Source organism: Sinorhizobium sp. NFACC03 (assembly GCF_900103435.1).
Classification (GTDB): Bacteria; Pseudomonadota; Alphaproteobacteria; order Rhizobiales; family Rhizobiaceae; genus Ensifer.
The window spans coordinates 23199-36506 of record NZ_FMXF01000005.1; the positions used below are offsets into that span (position 1 = coordinate 23199).

Annotated in this window: 18 protein-coding genes; 5 read left to right on the forward strand and 13 right to left on the reverse strand. The window is 62.7% G+C overall.

The window, feature by feature from the left end:
* Positions 1–245: 245 nt before the first annotated feature.
* The 3 genes from BLU35_RS34925 to znuA form a co-directional block, all read right to left on the reverse strand.
* On the reverse strand, positions 246–458 hold the full coding sequence (locus tag BLU35_RS34925) for a hypothetical protein (RefSeq protein ID WP_110878712.1): 213 nt from the start codon (positions 456–458) through the stop codon (positions 246–248).
* Positions 458–1660 (reverse strand): zinc metallochaperone GTPase ZigA, encoded by a 1203-nt coding sequence (zigA, locus tag BLU35_RS09815; protein WP_093232957.1) that lies wholly within the window; start codon positions 1658–1660, stop codon positions 458–460. Before zigA ends, BLU35_RS34925 begins: the two co-directional genes overlap by 1 nt.
* Before the next feature lie 365 nt (positions 1661–2025).
* Entirely contained in the window at positions 2026–3048 is a 1023-nt protein-coding gene (gene znuA / locus BLU35_RS09820) for a zinc ABC transporter substrate-binding protein ZnuA (protein WP_093232958.1), read from the reverse strand.
* A gap of 184 nt (positions 3049–3232) precedes the next feature.
* Between znuA and BLU35_RS09825 the strand changes: the two genes are divergently transcribed.
* From BLU35_RS09825 to BLU35_RS09835, 3 genes are read left to right on the forward strand one after another with little or no spacing between them, the layout of a single operon-like run.
* A complete protein-coding gene (locus tag BLU35_RS09825) occupies positions 3233–4138 on the forward strand; it encodes an ATP-binding cassette domain-containing protein (RefSeq protein ID WP_093232959.1) in 906 nt (301 codons plus the stop codon).
* Entirely contained in the window at positions 4131–4961 is an 831-nt protein-coding gene (gene znuB / locus BLU35_RS09830; RefSeq protein ID WP_058324217.1) for a zinc ABC transporter permease subunit ZnuB, read from the forward strand. Before BLU35_RS09825 ends, znuB begins: the two co-directional genes overlap by 8 nt.
* Entirely contained in the window at positions 4961–5356 is a 396-nt protein-coding gene (locus BLU35_RS09835) for a Fur family transcriptional regulator (RefSeq protein WP_057254283.1), read from the forward strand. Before znuB ends, BLU35_RS09835 begins: the two co-directional genes overlap by 1 nt.
* A gap of 51 nt (positions 5357–5407) precedes the next feature.
* Here BLU35_RS09835 and BLU35_RS09840 read toward each other — a convergent pair whose 3' ends face one another.
* The 9 genes from BLU35_RS09840 to BLU35_RS09875 form a co-directional block, all read right to left on the reverse strand.
* Complete coding sequence (locus tag BLU35_RS09840; protein WP_058324218.1) at positions 5408–5938, reverse strand: gamma carbonic anhydrase family protein; 531 nt, start codon at positions 5936–5938, stop codon at positions 5408–5410.
* Between the two features lie 77 nt (positions 5939–6015).
* Complete coding sequence (locus BLU35_RS09845) at positions 6016–6702, reverse strand: fumarylacetoacetate hydrolase family protein (protein WP_058328739.1); 687 nt, start codon at positions 6700–6702, stop codon at positions 6016–6018.
* 252 nt (positions 6703–6954) lie between these two features.
* Entirely contained in the window at positions 6955–7161 is a 207-nt protein-coding gene (locus BLU35_RS09850; protein ID WP_057254287.1) for a hypothetical protein, read from the reverse strand.
* A 334-nt stretch (positions 7162–7495) separates the two neighbouring features.
* Complete coding sequence (locus BLU35_RS09855) at positions 7496–7732, reverse strand: DUF982 domain-containing protein (protein ID WP_082616090.1); 237 nt, start codon at positions 7730–7732, stop codon at positions 7496–7498.
* 197 nt (positions 7733–7929) lie between these two features.
* The gene (locus tag BLU35_RS09860) at positions 7930–8166 is read right to left on the reverse strand and encodes a hypothetical protein (protein ID WP_093232960.1); all 237 of its coding nucleotides are present in this window, start codon (positions 8164–8166) and stop codon (positions 7930–7932) included.
* A gap of 115 nt (positions 8167–8281) precedes the next feature.
* The gene (locus tag BLU35_RS09865) at positions 8282–8674 is read right to left on the reverse strand and encodes a hypothetical protein (RefSeq protein ID WP_057254290.1); all 393 of its coding nucleotides are present in this window, start codon (positions 8672–8674) and stop codon (positions 8282–8284) included.
* A 206-nt stretch (positions 8675–8880) separates the two neighbouring features.
* Complete coding sequence (locus tag BLU35_RS09870; protein ID WP_093232961.1) at positions 8881–9171, reverse strand: hypothetical protein; 291 nt, start codon at positions 9169–9171, stop codon at positions 8881–8883.
* Between the two features lie 156 nt (positions 9172–9327).
* The gene (locus tag BLU35_RS36095) at positions 9328–9450 is read right to left on the reverse strand and encodes a hypothetical protein (RefSeq protein WP_255570991.1); all 123 of its coding nucleotides are present in this window, start codon (positions 9448–9450) and stop codon (positions 9328–9330) included.
* Positions 9451–9593: 143 nt separating this feature from the next.
* A complete protein-coding gene (locus tag BLU35_RS09875; RefSeq protein WP_093232962.1) occupies positions 9594–9977 on the reverse strand; it encodes a hypothetical protein in 384 nt (127 codons plus the stop codon).
* A 291-nt stretch (positions 9978–10268) separates the two neighbouring features.
* Between BLU35_RS09875 and dusA the strand changes: the two genes are divergently transcribed.
* Positions 10269–11366: a tRNA dihydrouridine(20/20a) synthase DusA gene (dusA, locus tag BLU35_RS09880; RefSeq protein ID WP_093232963.1), complete on the forward strand. Its 1098-nt coding sequence runs from the start codon at positions 10269–10271 to the stop codon at positions 11364–11366.
* Between the two features lie 267 nt (positions 11367–11633).
* Here dusA and BLU35_RS09885 read toward each other — a convergent pair whose 3' ends face one another.
* Positions 11634–11846 (reverse strand): cold-shock protein, encoded by a 213-nt coding sequence (locus BLU35_RS09885; protein ID WP_034788487.1) that lies wholly within the window; start codon positions 11844–11846, stop codon positions 11634–11636.
* A 645-nt stretch (positions 11847–12491) separates the two neighbouring features.
* Here BLU35_RS09885 and BLU35_RS09895 point away from each other — a divergent pair.
* The gene (locus BLU35_RS09895; protein ID WP_093232964.1) at positions 12492–13133 is read left to right on the forward strand and encodes a J domain-containing protein; all 642 of its coding nucleotides are present in this window, start codon (positions 12492–12494) and stop codon (positions 13131–13133) included.
* Positions 13134–13308: the final 175 nt, after the last annotated feature.

The following is a 13308-nucleotide window of genomic DNA, read 5'->3' on the forward strand; positions in this document are numbered from 1 at the left end:
TGGCATTTCTATCATTCTGAGGATGCCCCCGGACGCCCGGCGCCGACCAAGACCTCCCTCATCTCTGTGCTTGTCACAGAGATCCAGCCGCCGTGCGTCGGCACGGCGAAAGGAATGCTGGACGCCTGGAGTTTTCTCGCGCCGCCGACGCGGCGCGGCTGGATTCCTGTGACAAGCACAGGAATGAGGGAGGTTTTTGCGGCTGTTGCACTTCACAAGCGCCTCTTCGAGTCTTGTTTGCCCCTTCACTTGGCGCGCACCGCTACCGTTCCGAGGGTCGGCGAGTATTCCCGCTCTCCGAACAACATGCCTTCGATCTCGCCCATTGGCTCCAATGCCTCTTCCTCCCCAGCCGTTTCCCCTAAGAACGGATCGAACATCGGCACCGGCCGCCCGGCGGTGTTGAGCGCCATGCACATGAAGCGCGGCCGACGAGGAATTGGCGCGGCCTCTGCCATCAGGCGGCCCGCGGCGACCAGTTGGCGAAGGGATCGGCGAGATCGCGCCAGCGCTCTGGTTGGAAGGCTTCGTCGGCGATGAGGCAGGCGTCGAGTTCGGCGCGAATCTCTGTCTCGCTCATCGGATCTGCGCCGATGAAGACGATCTCCTGGCGTCGGTCGCCCCAGACCGGATCGATATAGGGACCGACAGCCTTCAGGAAGCCAGGGTCGCGCGGCCATTGCTCCTTCGGCACCGCGGACCACCAGAGGCCCATCTTGCCGGTTCTGACGAGCGGACCCGCCTGGCTGATCTCGCCGACATAGTGCGGCCGGGTCGCGAGCCAGAAGAAACCCTTGGCCCTGAGCACGCCCGGCCAGGAGCGATTGAGAAAAGCCTGGAAACGCATGGGATCGAGAGGCCGGCGGGCGCGATAGACGAAGGAGTGGATGCCGTATTCCTCTGTCTCCGGAACATGATCCTTGAAACCGTGCAGTTCCTTGTACCAGAGGGGATGCTGCTCGGCCTGGACGATATCGAAGCGGCCGGTTCCGAGCACATCGCGCAGCTTGACCTTGCCGAAATCGGTCTCGATCAGCTGCGCATCGGGATTAAGGCTGACGATGATCTTGCGGGCGGCGTCCAGCTGCTCGGGCGTGGCGGTGCCGATCTTGTTCAAAACGACGACATCGGCGAATTCGATCTGCTCGACAAGCAAGTCGACGAGCGTGCGTGTATCGCCTTCACCCGCCGTCTCACCGCGATCGGCAAGGAAATCGAGCGAGGAATAGTCCGCGATCAGGTTCACGGCATCGACGACGGTGACCATCGTGTCGAGGCGCGCGACATCGGCCAGGCTCTCGCCGTCCTCGTCGCGAAAGTCGAAGGTGGTGGCGACGGGCAGGGGCTCGGAAATGCCGCTCGATTCGATCAGCAGATAGTCGAAGCGGTTCTGTTCGGCGAGGTTGCGGACCTCCTTCAGCAGATCCTCGCGCAGCGTGCAACAGATGCAGCCATTGGTCATTTCCACCAGCTGCTCTTCCGTGCGCGAGAGGCCGGCGCCGCCGTCGCGCACCAGCGCCGCGTCGATGTTGACTTCGCTCATGTCGTTGACGATGACGGCGACGCGCAGGCCGTCGCGGTTGGAAAGCACGTGGTTGAGCAGCGTCGTCTTGCCGGCGCCGAGGAAGCCGGAGAGAACGGTAACGGGAAGCTTTTCCATCGATTGTTTCCTGTATGTTATATCGTTACGATTGTTGCGGGTAAAAAAGGCGAGCACGATCGCCCGCTTCAGCCTGCTGACAAAGCCGCCTCCGATCGGGAGGGCCCGCCGATGAAGGCAGGGTCAACACCTCCGTCATTCCTGTGCCTGTCACAGGAATCCAGCTGGCCCAAGTCCTTGGGTCGAAAGAGTTTTTTTACCCGACGGACGTCGGGTCACTGCATCCCGCCACAAGGGCGAGGATGACGGAGTGTGGGATAACCGCTCGCAAGCATGCCATCTCACGCTTTGCCAGCGGAGCGAGGCGGGCGCTCCCCACATTCGAGAGAAGCGAACGCCCGCCTTTGCCGTCTTGGGAGGACGGATCAGCTTGCCGAGGCGAGGCAGGTTTTCAGCGATGTGCCGATGTTTTCCATCAGCTGGAAGTAGAGATCCGGGCCGGCGTCGAGCGTGCCGGCTTCCGGGTCGAGCGTGCCGGATTTCGCCGGCGTTCCTTCGATCACCACATTGATCAGCTTCGGCTCGAACTGCGGCTCGGCAAAAACACAGGTCGCACCTAGCTCCTTGATCTTGGCATGGATCTGGGAAAGTCGCTCGGCGCCCGGCAGCACTTCCGGGCTGACCGTGATCGAGCCGGCGACGCGGACCTTGTAGCGGTGCTCGAAATACTGATAGGCATCGTGGAAGACGACGAAGGGCTTGTCTTTCACCGGCGCGACCGTTTCGGCAAGCTTTGCATCAAGGTCGTCCAGCCGCTTGTTCAACGCCTCAAGATTGGCCTTGTAGGCGCCGGCATTGTCCGGATCGGCTTCGGCGAGCGTCTTCTCGATCTCGGCAGCCATCGCCTTGGCATTCACAGGGTCGAGCCACATGTGCATGTCAGTATCGCCGTGGCCGTGCTCATGATCATGGCCGTGATCGTGCCCGGCGGCCGCTTCCGGCGCTGCGGCGTCATCATGCTCCGTTTCGCCTTCCGCATGCTTGTGGCCTTCGTCGCCGTGTCCTTCATCGCCATGGTCATGCGCCTCAAACGCGCCACCCTCGCGGAATTTCAGCTTCTCGAGGCCTGGCGCTTCGCTGAGTTCCACCACCTTGGCGCTGCCACTCAGCGCGTCAAGCGGCTTGTCGAGGAAGGCTTCAAGGCCGGGGCCGACCCAGAAGACCACCTTTGCCGCCTGCAGGGCAGAGGCGTTGGAAGGTTTCATGTTGTAGGTGTGCGGCGAAGCGGCGCCCTCGACGATCAGCGACGGTTCGCCGACGCCCTGCATGATCGAGGCGACGAGGGAGTGGATCGGCTTGATCGAAACCACCACATTGGGGCCGGCGGCGGCAGCGGGCGCGGCGAGAAGCATGGTGGAGGCAAAAAGCAGGGCGGAAGTCGATTTCATCGGGTTCTCCGGGCTTGAATGGCGCGCCTGGCCCTATCGCCCGGGCACGCTGTCGGGCATGCAAAGCATCGATGCAACAGGCCATTGAAGGGCTTGAAGCAATCATGTAATGTTATTACATCAATTGCGTTATGCTATAACGTGTGCGATAGCCAGTGGCAACTATCCAATCCGGAATTTTTTCATGCTGAATTTCCGCTCCCCAGACACGCTGCCGTTGGTCAATCTCAGCAATGCCGGCGTGCGCCGCAACGGCCGCTGGCTGGTGCGCGGCGTCGAGTTCTCGATCAGCCCGGGCGAGATCGTCACGCTGATCGGGCCGAACGGCTCGGGCAAATCGACGACGGCAAAGGCGGCGATCGGCGTGTTGAAGCCCGACGAGGGCTATGTCGAGCGCAAGCCGGGCCTGAAAGTCGGCTACGTGCCGCAGAAGCTCGCCGTCGACTGGACGCTGCCCTTGACGGTGGAGCGGCTGATGACGCTGACGGGCCCCTTGAAGGGCAGGGAGATCGAGGAAGCGCTTTCGGCGACCGGCGTGCTGCATCTTGCCAAAGCCGAGGTCCAGCATCTCTCGGGCGGCGAGTTCCAGCGGGCGCTGCTCGCCCGTGCCATCGCCCGCAAGCCCGACCTGTTGGTGCTCGACGAACCGGTACAAGGGGTCGATTTCAGCGGCGAGATCGCGCTTTACGAACTGATCAAGCAGATCCGCAACCGCACCGGCTGCGGCATCCTTTTGATCTCGCACGACCTGCACATCGTCATGGCGGAGACCGATACGGTAGTCTGCCTGAATGGCCATGTCTGCTGCCGCGGCACGCCGCAGGCCGTCAGCCAAAGCCCGGAATACCAGAAGCTCTTCGGCAGGCGCGCGGCCAGCGCGCTGGCGGTCTACAGTCACTACCATGACCACACCCATCTGCCCGATGGCCGGGTGCTGCATGCCGACGGCTCGATTACGGAACATTGCTTCCCCGGCGACGGCCACCATCACGACGACGAGGAAAACGTGCACGACCACGGCGAGGATTGCGGCTGCGGCCACCACGCGCGGCTGCATGGTTATGACGTGAAGGAGAAGCGCGATGCTTGATGATTTCTTCGTGCGCGCGCTGATCGCCGGCATCGGCATCGCCGTCATGGCCGGGCCGCTCGGCTGCTTCGTCATCTGGCGGCGCATGGCCTATTTCGGCGACACCATGGCGCATTCGGCGCTGCTCGGCGTGGCGCTGTCGCTGCTTCTCGAGCTCAACCTGATGCTCAGCGTCTTCATCGTTGCCGCCGTCGTCTCGGTACTGCTCCTCTTCCTGCAGCGGCGAGGGGCGCTTTCGACCGATGCGCTGCTCGGCATCCTCTCGCACTCGGCGCTCTCCTTCGGCCTCGTCATCGTCGCCTTCATGACGTGGGTGCGCATCGATCTCGTCGGCTTCCTCTTCGGCGACATCCTCGCCGTCTCCGAATCCGACATCGACATCATCTGGGGCGGCGGCATCCTCGTCATCTTCGCCATCGTCTATCTCTGGCGGCCGCTCTTGGCGTCCACCGTCAATCCGGAACTGGCGGAGGCGGAGGGGTTGCAGCCCGAGCGCACGCGGCTCTTCTTCATGCTTTTGATGGCGCTGGTGATCGCGATCGCCATGAAGATCGTCGGCATCCTGCTCATCACCTCGCTGCTCATCATCCCGGCGGCGACTGCACGGCGCTTTTCGACCTCGCCGGAAGTGATGGCGGTTCTTGCCTCGGTCATTGGTGCGCTTGCGGTTACCGGCGGACTTTTCGGCTCGCTGCACTGGGATACGCCATCGGGACCGTCTATCGTCGTTGCTGCGGTTGGGCTTTTCGTTCTGAGTCTGCTACCGATCGGCCGCCGCCCGATCGAGGCAGCGCACCATTCCACGCCCGGAGGACACCACTGATGGCGACGCCGCAACTGACCAAGAACCAGACGCTGGTGATGGATGCGCTCAGCCATTCCGAAGGGCCGATGAGCGCCTACACCATTCTCGACAAGCTGCGCGATCATGGTTTTCGTGCGCCGCTGCAGGTTTATCGGGCACTCGACAAGCTGCTCGAATACGGCCTCGTGCACCGGCTGGAGAGCCTGAACGCCTTCGTCGCCTGTAGCTGCCCGCATGATCACGAGCACGACCACGGCGTCACCGCCTTCACCATCTGCGAAGGCTGCGGCCAGGTGACGGAGTTTCATGACGAGGCGATCGAGCAGCGGCTTTCGACGCTGACGCGGGCGCAGAACTTCAAGACCGAGAAGACCACGATCGAGATCCGCGGCCATTGCCAGAGCTGCGTCTGAGTCCGATTCCGCCGATCAGGGCGGAACCGCTTTTTCGGACAAGCCTGGAGTTCAATCCAGCCGGGTGAGATCGGAGGCGTAGCGCCGCCAGTTCTTGACGTAGTGCGCTGCCGAACGCTTCAGCCCTTCAACAGCAGCGTCGTCCAGCGTACGGATCGCCTTGGCCGGCGCGCCGACGATCAGCGAATTGTCCGGAAACTCCTTGCCCTCGGTCACTAGCGCATTGGCACCGACCAGGCAGTTGCGGCCGATCTTGGCGCCGTTGAGCACCGTCGCACCCATGCCGATCAGCGAGTTCTCGCCGATGGTGCAGCCGTGGATGATGGCACCATGGCCGATGGTGCAGCCTTCGCCGATCGTGACCGGGAAGCCCGGGTCGACATGGATGACGACGTTTTCCTGGATATTGGTGCGGGCACCGAGCCGGATCGGCTCATTGTCGCCGCGCAGCGTCACGCCGAACCAGATGCCAACCTCGTCGCCGATCTCGACCTGTCCGATGACGTTTGCGTCCGGGGCCACCCAGTAGCCGCCGTTCGGCGGGGTCTGCGGGCGAAGCGATCCAAGGGCATAAAGCGGCATCGGCAGATATCCTTCGTGTCGTCTGAAATGATGGGGTGCCAGGAAGTGCGCGTCACGCCGTTCCTGGCACAATTTTTCTAAAGGACGCTAACCGCAAGCGCCGCGACGCCGTCGACGCCGCAGGTGACCTCGTCGCCGCGCACGACGGCACCAACGCCCGACGGCGTGCCGGTCATGATGACGTCGCCGGGAGCCAGCGTGAAGAGCTTGGAGAGCTCGGCGATGATCTCTGGTACCTTCCAGATCATCTGATCGAGATCGCCCTGCTGGCGCATTTCGCCATTCACCTTCAACCAGATATTGCCGTTGACCGGGTGGCCGATCGCTTCGGCCGGCACGATCACCGAGACCGGGGCGGAATGTTCGAAGGCCTTGGCGGCGGCCCAGGGCTTGCCTGCCTTCTTGGCCTCGGCCTGCAGATCGCGGCGGGTGAAGTCGATGCCGACGGCATAGCCGTAGACGCAATCCAGCGCATCCTCGACGGCGATGTCGCTGCCGCCGCGCTTCAGCGCCACGACGAGTTCGACCTCGTGATGGACGTCGGCGGTCAGCGGCGGATAGGGGAAGGCGCTACCGGCGGCAAGCAGGTTGTCCGGATTCTTCTGGAAGAAGAACGGCGGTTCGCGGTCCGGATCGTGACCCATCTCGATGGCGTGGGCAGCATAGTTGCGACCGACGCAATAGACCCGGCGAACCGGAAAGCCGACCAGACTGCCTGAGATCGGCAGCAGCACGGGAAGCGGAGGAGGGATGATAGTTTCCATGATCGTCCGGTCTTGGGCGTCCATCGGTCTCAACGGACAGAAAGATCGCTGCGCGTTTGATAGGCGCTCGCCGTCGACCGAGTGCGGTTTCGAGCGAGGCAGGGAAGAATCCGGACGTTACTGCATAAATCCGCGAATCGGAATCGATCCTATGAAAAATAAGACGAAGGTTTGAGAAGGATTTTGGACTAAAACGCGCCCGGACGGGCGCGCGAGATCACAGCAGCCGAGAGGATGCCGTGAGCGGCAAACTCAGGCGCAGTGTGCGTAGGCCTGAAGCTGATCGCGGGTCAGGAACCTGCCGTCGGAACGCGAATTGAGCTCCGGATGGCTGTATTCGAGACTGGGAACTTGGGGAAGCTCAAGGGCCTGGCGCACCGTCATGATACCGACGTCACGGCGGCCACCTTCACGCTTCACGCTGACTTCAACGATGCGATAGAGATTGCTCTCGCTCATATGTTCTCTCCCGTATATCGTTTTTTTTAATTCCCTTGCGGGGAATAAAGCGCTCCGAAATTGGTTTTTGTGAGGCACCTCAGAATATAGCCGGAAGAAGTGAAGGCTTCACGACAGAAATCGGGCCGTTTCTGGAAAAATCATGCATGATTGGGCGATAATGCGCCGAAATGATGCGGTTTTTGAGCAAATGCCCGGTATCTGAGCCGTTCGTCGACGGGTATTGGGTCTGCGGCTTCAACTAAGCGGCTTCAACTAAAAGGTCATCTTGCGCCCGCCGCTGGCGAGCGTGCGCCGCTTCGTGCGGCGGGATACGGTCCGGCGCGGTTGCGCCTCAGTGAGCGTCCAGTTCGGCCTCTTCGGCAGCCGATATGAACAGCGTTCGCGCCTCCTCGGCCGTGCGGCGACCATCGATTGCGGCGCGGCAGGCACTGCGGGCGGCAACATAGAACGGCCCGCGGCGGGGCCAATGGTCGGCAAGGCAGGCGAGCGCGTCTGAGGGGCCTTTCACGGTGCGGCACATGCCGCCAACAAAGTCGAGCTCGATCGGCTGTTTCCAGACTACTTGCATGCGTCTCCTCCTCGAGATCATCTCAATGAATGTCGGCACTGCGGCTGTCGGCCCCCTGGCTCCTCTCAAGCGGCATCGACAGTCGATCTTGCTAATGTAGCGCAGGAGGAGGGATTTGTAAGCAGCTTTTCCGTGTTTGATCAGCGCGCTGCACGCGCTGGCGGCGTGCGGCGATGGCCGAAAAGGACGCCACGACCCTAAAGGGAGACGTCGTGCCGCAGGCGCTCGGCAAAGGCGCGTCCTGCAAGAAGCAGGTGCATCTCGTTGGTATTGCCGGCAAGGTAGTCGTCGATCAGCATGCGGGCATGGCGCCGCGCCCGTTCGCCGTCGCGTGCCCAGCCCTGTTCCCGGCAAAGCTCGTCGAAGACACGTTGCAGCCTCTCCATGTCACCCTTCGACAGGGCAAGGCATTGTGTCGCTCGCAAAGGGGCCACCTGTTCCTCCCGCAGCACCCATTTCCCCGCCCGGCACTATGGCAGAACGCAAGCGAATTTGACCCCTTGGGAATGAGGGGTTCCAGTGGTCTAGCGATTAATCGGAGATCGGCTATCAGGCCGCGGGCACGACGCGGTCGACCTTGGTGCGGCGACCGCCTTCCTCGATGCGATAATAGTCGGGGCCGATCTGCGCATACTGGTCGCAGCGCCGCCCGCCGTCCTCGAAGGTGATGCAAACCTCGTCGCCAGTGATCGTGTAGCTGCCGCCGTCGCGCACCTCGTAGTCGCGATAGCCGTAGCGGCCGTCGGCGTAGAAAGTGGAATTGACGCCGTTGAGGTTGTAGCGCAGCGTCTTTCCGACGAGGAAGGCCTGGAGCGCGTCGCCGGAAAGCGTCGGTACGGAGGGGGCAGCCGGTCTCGGCCTTGCGACTTCAGGCGCCTCCAACTCCATCGACTGGCATCCGGCCAAGAGAAGCGTGAGCAGTGCCGCGATCGCGCGTTTCATGCCGTCCGTCCTTTTTCCTGTCGACTGTATCGATACAGGGGGCACTGCCTTACCGTGCAAATCCTTAGTTCGGAATCGATTGATGGGCGAAACTAGGGAGCAGGTTCCTGGACAGCGACCGCTGGCATCTCGATAGACGCGCGGCGCTGTAATCGCCTTCGGTCGCTTCTGTCAAGTCCAGGAAGCGGTGGTGACGGCGGATCGCGTCACGCGTCGTGCCGCGTGGGCGGGCCTGCGAAGTAGAGAAAGAGATTGGCGGACCCCTGCGCGCCGGCCATCGCCGCTTCGCCAAAAGAGCTCGCATCCGTTTCGTTCTGCCAGGCGGCCTTGAGATCGGCGAGGCAATTGGCGATGGAATCGACGATCGCCTGTTTGTCTCCGGCCTGCATGACGAGAGCCGCGACCGTCGCATTCAGGATCGAGAGTTGCCCGAGCCGGGCCGCGTCGCCATGGAGGCGCAGCTCTTCATTGCTCATTTCGTCCGGGGATTTCGACATCGCATGATTCCTTCGCTTGCTGGTTGCGGCGAAAGGCGATCATTTGCCGACGAAGAAGGCAAGTTGGCCGGAGTTCGGCAAGCGGTTCGGTCCGGCGTTGGTCCTTCAAATACAGGCAGGCGGCCTTGGCCGCCTGCCTCACCCAAAAGGGGTATCTCAGAAGATACTGCCGGCCACTGCCGCGGCAACCGTGGCGGCCAGCGCCGCCAGAAGGAACGCTGCCCCTATGACGGTCGCTATTGTCCGCCGGCGCCGTGCGCCGCTCCAATCGTAGCTCATGTCTTCGCTCCGACGACGATCATGTCAAAGCGGAACAATCGGAGATTCTGCTTAACAAAATGGAAACCAGGCTGCCGGCGGGGGGACCGGAGGGCGAGCGCTCCTCGCTGAGGCGCTCTGCCGCGGCTCGAGTGGTGATCCCATCAGCTGCGCATCGAGCGGAGTTCTGGAAAGTCGTACCAGCGCAGTCGCTTGTCGCTGCAGCGGGAATCGTACGAGCTCGAGTCGACGATCTTCCCATCGCGCAAGGCATAGCCGCCGACCTGCAATACCTCCTGGATCCGGGTTTCCCTGAAGCGGACACAAAAGGCATAGATCTTGGCTTCGGGATTGAGCAAGACCACACTCGATATCTCAGCCATCTTGAACTGGGCGCCCTTGGCGTCGATGGCCCGCATCACTGCAACATACTCCTTGCGCACCGCTGCCGACGGCGGTTTTTGCGTCGCCAGAACGGATTCCGGCGCCGGCGGCTGGCAGCCGGAGAGCGCAAGAGCGGCCAGTGCGAGAGAGAGGTATTTCAGCATTCGTTGTTCCCCATGTGTCGTTGCCGCGCAGGTTGTATCCGGCGCGTCGCGCGGCTGCAATATCAATCGGATAGGGGCCGTCATGCGGCTATCACCGCATTGCAGGGGGCGAGAATCGGGGGATGGGCCGTGTCGTTCGAGACGGTCTCGCATTCTTCGGCGTTGCACTGTATAAGGCGCCGTCCCATCAGGGGGCTTTGGCGCCAAGCGGGCGCCAGTGCTGCAAATCTGCCGTGAGTGCTACAGTGTAGCGCCGGCGCGCAAAACCAGAATAACGAGAGCTGATCGAGCATGGCAGAAGGCCGCGCACAGCCCGGAAATCCGGGCAGCCGTCACTATTTCAACGCACCGGTTTTCGCCGTGGCGCCTATGATCGATTGGACGGACAGGCACTACCGGTTCTTTGCGCGGCGGCTGTCGCGGCATGCGCTGCTCTATACGGAGATGATCGTCGCCGATGCGATCCTGCGCGGCGACAAGCAGAAGCTGCTCGGTTTTGATGCTTCCGAGCATCCGGTCGCGCTTCAGCTTGGCGGCAGCGATCCGCGGAAGATGGCGGAGGCGGCTGTTATCGCCGAAGCCTTCGGCTACGACGAGATCAACATGAATGTCGGCTGCCCGTCAGACCGGGTGCAATCCGGCACCTTCGGCGCGTGCCTGATGCAGGAGCCGGAAACGGTGGCTGCTTGCGTTGCGGCGATGAAGGCGGCGGTCAAGATCCCGGTCACGGTCAAGTGCCGCATCGGCGTCGACGATCAGGACCCTGAAGTGGCGCTGAGGGTGTTCGTTGAGCAAGTGGTCGCGGCCGGCACCGATGCCGTCTGGGTGCATGCGCGCAAGGCCTGGCTGCAGGGGCTGAGCCCGAGGGAAAACCGCGAGATCCCGCCGCTCGACTATGGTCTGGTGCATCGGCTGAAGCAGGAAAATCCCAATCTTTTCATCGGTATCAATGGCGGCCTTCAGACGTTGAGTCAGGCGCTTGAGCAGTTGCAGCATCTGGACGGCGTCATGCTTGGCCGTGCGGCCTATCACGACAGCGCCATGCTGACGGCGGCGGATGGGCATTTCCCGCATCCGCTGACCGGGGCCACGCCGGCGGCACAGGAAGCCGGTGCGTTCTCCGAGCGCGGCCATCGCCTCGATCTCGATTTCTGGGCGGATGTTCGTGACGTGATGTCGGATTATGCCGCCGCGCATATCGCCAACGGCGGTCGCCTGATCCACGTGACGCGGCATATGGTCGGCCTGTTCCAGGGCTGGCCGGGCGCGCGGCGCTATCGGCAGTTGCTTTCCGCCGACGCGACGCGCAAGGGCGCCGGGCCCGAAGTGATCCACGCTGCCTTCGACGCGGTGTTCGAGGCCATGGCGGCCAAGCAGGCGGCGGAATAGGGTCGGCTAGCGCCTGAGGTTTCTTCCCTCATTCCTGTGCTTGTCACAGGAATCCAGCAGCGCCGCGTCCGCGGCGCAGAAGAGGACAGAGGTCAATAGTCGTCGGGGGAGGTCTCGCCGCGCCGACGCGCGGCGGCTGGATGCCTGTGACAAGCACAGGCATGAGGGGAGCAGAAGTCGTGCCTTCCAAAACCTCGTGCCCCAAACGAAAACGGCGCCCCTTGCGGAGCGCCGTTTCCAAATGAATGTCCGACTGGACGATCCGGCTTAGGCAGCCTGGATGTTGACGGCCTTCGGGCCCTTGCCCATGCGATCCGGCTCGGTGTCGAAGGTGACCTGCTGGCCATCCTTGAGCGTTGCGAGGCCAGCGGCCTGAACGGCGGAGATGTGTACGAACACGTCCTTCGCGCCGCCATCCGGCGTGATGAAGCCGAAGCCCTTGTCCTGGTTGAAGAATTTTACGATGCCCTTGGTGGCCATGGAAGAAGTCCTTTTCCTTCAGTCAATTTGCGTTGCCCGCGCCCCCGAGGGGATGTGGGCATCTCGTCTTCCGCTTGCAAGCGGAAAGGCGTCGAGTGGTCACGATATCGGGGAAAAGACGTCTACGGTGCCGATGCCGGCGGTCCGGCACGAAGCCGGGCGCAGTTGAAAGTCCAGTCTCCGGGATAGAAATCGCCCGAACGGCGCAAGAAGTGACAGGATTTGCAGAAAAAGGCAAGCGCCTTGTACGACGCATCAAGGCGCGGAGTGTCAGGCTTTGCAAGGCTTTGGCCGATTTCTCGCCACTCCATTCACGCCTCCGGCAGAAAAATCGGGGACGGTCCGTTTCTCGACACAATTTCGTCCCGACCGCGACCGAACGTGCGCGCCGCCGACGGGGCCGGTCGCGGATCGCAGCGGATGCTGTCGTTGCGCTTGGCCGCGTGCCTAAGGCTTGCACATCCTCGGGATAACGCGCAGGCTTTACCGAAGGTTGGTTCCGTCTTCGCTGGCGATGGCGTAGCCACTGGCAAAGGCGACGGGCCGACATTCCGCCTGGAGCGGACGAAGGTCGCCTAGCCTGGACGATTAAGTCGCCTTGGCCGGGCGATAACCGGGAAGACTGGGCGAAGTGTCGCCCAGAGAATGCGCCGGCTGGCACGACCGGGTGGCGGAAATGACAGACGAAGTGGGGACAGCGTGATCGACCCTTACGAATTGCTTGGACTGGAACGCGACGCCGACAATCAGGCGATCCGCAGCGCCTATCGCAAGGCGGCGAAATCCGCGCATCCGGATTCCGGCGGCGATCCCGAACAGTTTGCGCGGCTGCAGGTGGCCTATGAGCTGCTCAAGGATCCCGTGCGCCGCAAGGTCTATGACGACACCGGCTACGATCCGCAGCTCGCCGATCCGCGCGACCTCAAGGGGCTGATGATGCTGGAAACGCTGGTCAACGAGTTCATTCTCGACGAGCGCGAGCCCGGAACCTTCGATCCTGTCGCCGCCATGCGGCGCAAGCTCTCCGACGATATCGTCAAGAGCCGCTTCCATATTCTCGAGCTCGAGCGTCACCGCGCCCGCGTGCGCAAGCACCTCGACCGCCTCGGCCGCCGGCCGGAGACCGACGTGCTCGGCTCGATGCTGCGCGCCCGCTCGCGGTCAATCGCCGAGGCGATCAAGAATGCCGACGAGCAGATCAAGACGATCGAGCAGGCCTATGAGATGCTGGAAGGCTACAGCTACGAGCTGGAGGCGCTGGAGATGAAGGCGCATGCGGCGGAGTAAGGCGCCGCCTCGGGCGCTGTCGCGTTCGTTCTGGCTTTGCGACGAAAGGCATGGCCGCGCTTGATATGCGGCTGCCGGCTCCCTGATCGCCGATCCTGCTGTCGGCGGCGTTCGCCTACACGCCGCCGCTGTGCAGCCGCCTCTGTCGGTGTCATACTCTCTCCCTGTCCCGGGG

Excerpts from the sequence above, each read along its gene's own strand:
- BLU35_RS34925 (WP_110878712.1), bottom strand. The coding sequence starts at position 458 with ATGGCAGAGGCCGCGCCAATTCCTCGTCGGCCGCGCTTCATGTGCATG.
- zigA (WP_093232957.1), bottom strand. The coding sequence starts at position 1,660 with ATGGAAAAGCTTCCCGTTACCGTTCTCTCCGGCTTCCTCGGCGCCGGC.
- znuA (WP_093232958.1), bottom strand. The coding sequence starts at position 3,048 with ATGAAATCGACTTCCGCCCTGCTTTTTGCCTCCACCATGCTTCTCGCC.
- BLU35_RS09825 (WP_093232959.1), top strand. The coding sequence starts at position 3,233 with ATGCTGAATTTCCGCTCCCCAGACACGCTGCCGTTGGTCAATCTCAGC.
- znuB (WP_058324217.1), top strand. The coding sequence starts at position 4,131 with ATGCTTGATGATTTCTTCGTGCGCGCGCTGATCGCCGGCATCGGCATC.
- BLU35_RS09835 (WP_057254283.1), top strand. The coding sequence starts at position 4,961 with ATGGCGACGCCGCAACTGACCAAGAACCAGACGCTGGTGATGGATGCG.
- BLU35_RS09840 (WP_058324218.1), bottom strand. The coding sequence starts at position 5,938 with ATGCCGCTTTATGCCCTTGGATCGCTTCGCCCGCAGACCCCGCCGAAC.
- BLU35_RS09845 (WP_058328739.1), bottom strand. The coding sequence starts at position 6,702 with ATGGAAACTATCATCCCTCCTCCGCTTCCCGTGCTGCTGCCGATCTCA.
- BLU35_RS09850 (WP_057254287.1), bottom strand. The coding sequence starts at position 7,161 with ATGAGCGAGAGCAATCTCTATCGCATCGTTGAAGTCAGCGTGAAGCGT.
- BLU35_RS09855 (WP_082616090.1), bottom strand. The coding sequence starts at position 7,732 with ATGCAAGTAGTCTGGAAACAGCCGATCGAGCTCGACTTTGTTGGCGGC.
- BLU35_RS09865 (WP_057254290.1), bottom strand. The coding sequence starts at position 8,674 with ATGAAACGCGCGATCGCGGCACTGCTCACGCTTCTCTTGGCCGGATGC.
- BLU35_RS09870 (WP_093232961.1), bottom strand. The coding sequence starts at position 9,171 with ATGTCGAAATCCCCGGACGAAATGAGCAATGAAGAGCTGCGCCTCCAT.
- BLU35_RS36095 (WP_255570991.1), bottom strand. The coding sequence starts at position 9,450 with ATGAGCTACGATTGGAGCGGCGCACGGCGCCGGCGGACAATAGCGACC.
- BLU35_RS09875 (WP_093232962.1), bottom strand. The coding sequence starts at position 9,977 with ATGCTGAAATACCTCTCTCTCGCACTGGCCGCTCTTGCGCTCTCCGGC.
- dusA (WP_093232963.1), top strand. The coding sequence starts at position 10,269 with ATGGCAGAAGGCCGCGCACAGCCCGGAAATCCGGGCAGCCGTCACTAT.
- BLU35_RS09885 (WP_034788487.1), bottom strand. The coding sequence starts at position 11,846 with ATGGCCACCAAGGGCATCGTAAAATTCTTCAACCAGGACAAGGGCTTC.
- BLU35_RS09895 (WP_093232964.1), top strand. The coding sequence starts at position 12,492 with ATGCGCCGGCTGGCACGACCGGGTGGCGGAAATGACAGACGAAGTGGG.